Source organism: Pontibacterium sp., from assembly GCF_041587635.1.
Lineage (GTDB): Bacteria > Pseudomonadota > Gammaproteobacteria > Pseudomonadales > Balneatricaceae > Pontibacterium.
Genome location: NZ_JBFGYC010000320.1, coordinates 1 through 4,709 on the forward strand (window position 1 = coordinate 1; position 4,709 = coordinate 4,709).

At 51.4% G+C, this 4,709-nt stretch carries 3 protein-coding genes; 1 reads left to right on the forward strand and 2 read right to left on the reverse strand.

Annotated features, from left to right (window positions below; all coding sequences use genetic code 11):
• Positions 1 to 102 precede the first annotated feature (102 nt).
• Positions 103 to 1,347 carry a DEAD/DEAH box helicase gene (locus ABYW01_RS14510; RefSeq protein ID WP_372833931.1) on the reverse strand — a complete coding sequence of 415 codons (1,245 nt, stop codon included), beginning with the start codon at positions 1,345 to 1,347 and terminating at the stop codon, positions 103 to 105.
• A 490-nt stretch (positions 1,348 to 1,837) separates the two neighbouring features.
• Here ABYW01_RS14510 and ABYW01_RS14515 point away from each other — a divergent pair, with 490 nt between their 5' ends.
• Entirely contained in the window at positions 1,838 to 3,034 is a 1,197-nt protein-coding gene (locus tag ABYW01_RS14515) for a hypothetical protein (protein ID WP_372833934.1), read from the forward strand.
• A 408-nt stretch (positions 3,035 to 3,442) separates the two neighbouring features.
• Here ABYW01_RS14515 and ABYW01_RS14520 read toward each other — a convergent pair.
• On the reverse strand, positions 3,443 to 4,709 hold a 1,267-nt coding region (locus ABYW01_RS14520), incomplete at its 5' end, for a putative bifunctional diguanylate cyclase/phosphodiesterase (protein WP_372833936.1).

Below are 4,709 nucleotides of genomic sequence, written 5' to 3' on the forward strand. Positions count from 1 at the left end.
GGCAGGTTGGATGGGTATAGAACGAAAAATGGTGTGCGTTGTGGTTCAACGGCAGGCAACCCACATGATGAGTTAAGGTGCCTGCCTGTTGAGTCGTATTCCTTAACGACGGCGCTTCGTGGGCTTTTTGCCCAGTGCACGCTCGCGTGCGCGTTGCTTCTGGGCACCGCGACTGTTGCGTCGGGGCGCTTTCTTCACTTCCCGTGTTAAGTCAGGTTCAAATCCCGGAAACCACTGTTGCGGCAGTTGGGTTTCGAGCTTGGTTTCAACCTCTTGCAGCAGGTAGTTTTCGTCCTCACATACCAGCGAGATCGCTAAACCAGTGCCGCCTGCGCGCCCGGTACGGCCAATCCGGTGGATGTAGTCTTCAGCTTTGAAGGGTAGTTCGTAGTTGACGACATATTTAAGCTCCTCAATATCCAGACCTCGAGCGGCCAGATCGGTGGCAACCAGCACCCGTGTTTTACCTTCCCGAAACTCTTCCAGTACCCGGTCACGTGCGCCTTGAGATTTGTCGCCATGAATCGCCTGCGTTTTCAGGCCATCCTTGCACATCTCTTTTGCCAGCGCATCCGCCCCTAATTTCGTCCGTGTAAAAATCAGCACCTGTTGCCAGTTTTGTGAACCGATCAGGTAGGAGATCAGCTCCCGCTTACGATCTTCATCCACGGCATAGACACGCTGCTCAACCTGAATTGATGCGGTATTACGCGCATCCACTTCAATCAGCTTCGGCGTCTTAAGCAGGGTTTTACTGAGCTTGAATATCTCGTCGTCAAATGTGGCCGAAAACAGCAGCGTTTGGCGAGTGGACGGCAGTACCTTCAATATCCGCTGAATCTCGTCCATAAAGCCCATGTCGAGCATACGGTCCGCTTCATCAAAGACCATATACTCTACCTGACTCAGATCGATGGCCCGCTTATACATCAGATCAATCAGACGCCCGGGTGTTGCCACAATAATATCAACGCCCGCTTTCAGATGATCGATCTGGCTGTTGATGCTGGCACCACCGTACACCAGTGCCGCGCGCAGATCGGTTTGCGCACCGTATTTAACGACGCTGGCATGAACCTGCTGTGCCAGTTCCCGTGTCGGTGTCAGGATCAACGCCCGCACTGATACTTTTCCGCTGGAGTCGCGTGCTTGTGCAGACAAAAACTGCAATATGGGTAGGGCAAACGCCGCGGTTTTACCGGTGCCCGTTTGCGCACCGGCCATCACGTCCAGACCTTCTAGAATCGCCGGAATCGCCTCAGTCTGAATCGGGGTCGGCGTGTTATAACCCTGCTCGGCCACTGCATCCAGTAATGTTTGATTCAAACCCAATGAGGCAAAACTCATAGCAATATCTCAGTCAAAAATTTTTGCGCAGTGTAACAGGTTTCGGGAAGTCTCGTTGTGCCCGATCAAGGTGGCAATTGTTTCTGGAAATATAAGACGTTCTGCAAACGTAAGGGCGGAATTAGCTTCCTACTTAACACACGTTGATATAGTGGTGCATTTGACTTGGGTCTGCCGTACTCAGTTTAGCAGCACCTGCTTGTCTGATTCATCGTATCGATACGTTCATTGTTCGACACGTACCCCGGATTCGATGTTACGTACGTTTTCAGGATACGGGTTGTGATTAAGGCTCGCAGGTTAGAGCGTCAGGCCGGTAAGTAGCAGGCGGTCGGGATGAAAGCGTCAACATTCAGTGTTAACACAAGAGGTCTGATACCCACTTTTGATACAGGTGCTCTCCCGTTGGCATGGGTTTACTGTCCTTTGGAAATGATGAGTAATATTCACTGTACGCTTTCATGCCTTGATCTTTGACTTCACTGGGGGCATGCCAAACGCATTTTTGGGCGAACTCAGCGGTGATGCCAGCCTGACTGTGATTGGCGACTGGTACAGTCAGCTGGGTGATATTCTGGCGGGTGGCGAAATTGTCTACCTGCCACAGGATGAAACCGCACTGGCCGCGACCAATCAGCTGTTGCAGGCGGATGATCGACTCTCATTTATGGCACAGAACAGTGCTCAGCTGGACGCGGTGTCCGTGCTGTATCACGCTGCCACGCAACAACTGCCGGATGTGGCGGCATTCAACACCTTATCGTCCCAGGCCCGCACCCCGCTGGAATGGGCACAAATTGCTTACGACACCTACCTCAGCCAGTCGGCGAACAGTACTGATGGCTCCGTCACCGAGCAGGTTACCAATCTGGTGAGCTGGATCTGGGGTAATGCCGCAGATAACAGTGAGACCGTAACGCTGGGGACCCAGTTTATCGATAACGGTGGAAGTTGGGCTGAAGCCACTCTTTATCTGGCGCAACATGCTAACCATCGCGATACCCTGCTGGATGCTGACGGCAACCTGACTCTGACGCAAAGCTACCAGACCGATGAGCTGGGCTGGGCACCCGATAACGGTGGTGATATCCTGCGCGGCGGGGAGGGTGATGACACTCTGATCGGTGGTCGCGGCAATGATACGCTGGATGGCGGCGCTGGCACGGATACCGCTCGACAGGCCTACAACCAGGACGACTATCAGCTGCAGGTGAATGCGGCCGGTGAAGTGGAGCTGGTATATCGTGATCAGGCCTATGTGGAAGCCGATACGCTGATTGATATCGAATCGTTAGTCTTCGCCGATCAGTCACTCGACGTAACTTTCAGTAATCTGGATGCCACGACCCTGAAGAATGTCGCAGCACTCTATTCATTAGTGAATGGCGCAGCCCCTACACGGGATGATCTGAACGATTATCAGACTCAGCCGACCGACCTGAATCAGCTGGCGACAGATCTGATGAGCTCTGAGGCTTATCAGGCAGCATGGGGTGGTTTAAGTAACAGTGAGTTCGTCTCTCAGGTGACAGCTGCAACGCAAGGTGCTGCATTTACAGGCGATAACCTGACTTACTGGACCAACCAGTTGGACAGCGGTTATACACGTGAAGAGGCCTTTGTTGCCTTGATCGGGAATACGCATTATCAGAACGCTCTTTTTGCCGATGGGGGCATGGTGGTCTGATTTTCTATCAGAGCGACTGTGATTATGAGGTGGGCTTGATGTGTGTCGAGCCCCTTCAGCACTCAAAATATATCAGGTAACCCTCCCCATTTCTAACTGACTTTAAAAGTAAAAGTTACGCCACATTAAGCAGCGGTATGCCGTCCCGCTTTAATCAGCCCTGCAATTGCTAACGTAAATGAGCGTCTGCCAGCTACCACATCCAAGCCCTCCAGTCATTGCCGGAATCGTCTCTGCCTTAATCGGCATTAGGCTTGTTGTAACCCGGCTCCGCTAAAGCCTGATTCATACCCAATGAAGCAAAATCTATATTAATTTCGCTTAGCTAGACATTTTCCCGCTGAAAGAGGATGGGGTAGTGAATTCATCAGAAGCTATGTCGACGAATTAAAGTGAAGCAAGTTCGCCTTAATTCGTTGGGTGGGTTTTCAGATACTCAATAAACTGCCCGTATGGAACGGGTTTGCTGAATAGATATCCCTGGCCCTTATCGCAGTCATGCACACGCAGAAACTCGCACTGTTCCTGTTGTTCGATGCCTTCACCAACAACTCTCATATCCAGGCTATGAGCTAAGTCGATGATGCCCTTTGTTAAAGCACGGCAATGCTTGTCCTCGATAATCTGATCGATGAAGGACTTATCTATTTTGAGAACATCAAACGGGAATCGGGATAGGTAGCTCAGTGACGAGTAGCCGGTACCAAAGTCATCTATAGCCAAGCAAACCCCTAGATTGCGCAGGGCATTCAGTGTCGTCAGTGCTGCCTCAGTGTTATCCAGCAGCGCACTTTCGGTAATCTCTAACTCTAAATTCTCGGCGGGCAGTCCTGAGGCAGTCAAGGTGTCGGATACCGTTTGTACGAGATCACCCTGACGAAACTGCACAGGGGAAATATTTACTGCGACACGAACATCTGGGTAACCTTGCTGCCGCCACTGAACTGCCTGTTGGCAAGCCTGATTCAGAACCCATTTGCCCAATGGATGGATCAGGTCTGATTCCTCCGCAAGAGGGATAAACACAGCAGGAGAAACGGAGCCAAATGTCTCGCTGTTCCAACGCAGCAGCGCCTCGGCTGCGTAGACCTTGTTGTTACTTAAATTTGTCAACGGTTGGAAGTGTAGTTCCAGAGCGCCATCTTCGATGGCTGTCCGAAGCTCGTTTTCCATTTTCAGGTGAGCGGTAACTTCGTCATTCATCTCTTCGGTAAAGAAGCAGAAGGCATTACGACCCATTGCTTTGGCCCGGTACATAGCAGTGTCGGCAAAGCGCATCAGTTCATTGATTTCTGTACTGTCATCTGGGAACAGTGCAATGCCTATGCTGGCAGTGATCACAATGTTCTGGTCAGCCAGAATTAACGGCTTACAAAGACTGTTGATGATATGTCGGGCGACAGTCTCAGCGTTGTGTTCGTTAGATAGGTTGCTAATAATCACTAGAAATTCGTCGCCGCTGAGGCGCGCGGTTGTATCTTCCTGACGAATACAGCTTGAGATGCGGCGGCCAGCCTCTATGAGCAGTTGGTCTCCGATATTATGGCCCAGCGTATCGTTCACACGCTTGAACTTATCTAGGTCGATAAAGAGCAGGGCGCCTTTTGTCTTGTTGCGTGTGCAGCCGGTGATGGCCTGTTTCAGTCGATCGCGCGCGAGAATGCGGTTTGGAAGA